The following is a 541-nucleotide window of genomic DNA, read 5'->3' as shown; positions in this document are numbered from 1 at the left end:
GCCTCAAGGCTTTTCACACTTTTGGTATCGAGCAGACTTGCTCCTACTTAGCCATTGTTGACTCGATAGATGATGTAATCAGCCTCTATCAAAATCCTGCTTTTCAAAGTCTGCCGAAGTTGTTTTTGGGTAAAGGCAGCAATGTTCTATTTACTGAACATTTTGATGGTCTCGTCATTGTTAACCGCCTTTTGGGGAAATCGGTTTCAGAAACCCATGAAGATTATCTTCTGCATGTTCAAGGTGGAGAGGATTGGCCGAGTTTGGTGGCTTGGTGTGTTGCCCAAGGTATGGGCGGGATCGAAAACTTAGCTTTGATTCCCGGTTGTGCTGGGTCAGCTCCGATCCAAAACATCGGCGCATACGGGGTTGAACTAAAAGATCTTTGTAGCTACGTCGATGTATTGGATTTGACGACTTTAAAAACGAGGCGGATGAGTGCGGAAGACTGCGAATTTGGATATCGAGATTCAGTTTTCAAACATGATCTATATGAAAAATGCTTTGTCACAGCCATTGGCTTGAAGCTGCCGAAGCGATG

1 protein-coding gene is annotated in these 541 nt (G+C 44.5%); it reads left to right on the top strand.

Annotated features, from left to right (window positions below; all coding sequences use genetic code 11):
- Positions 1 to 541: UDP-N-acetylmuramate dehydrogenase (gene murB, locus R7044_RS27555; protein ID WP_225456272.1), on the top strand; the 541-nt coding region annotated here is incomplete at both ends.

Source organism: Vibrio sp. 1402 (assembly GCF_033340275.1).
This window is presented reverse-complemented; position numbering and strand designations above follow the sequence as displayed.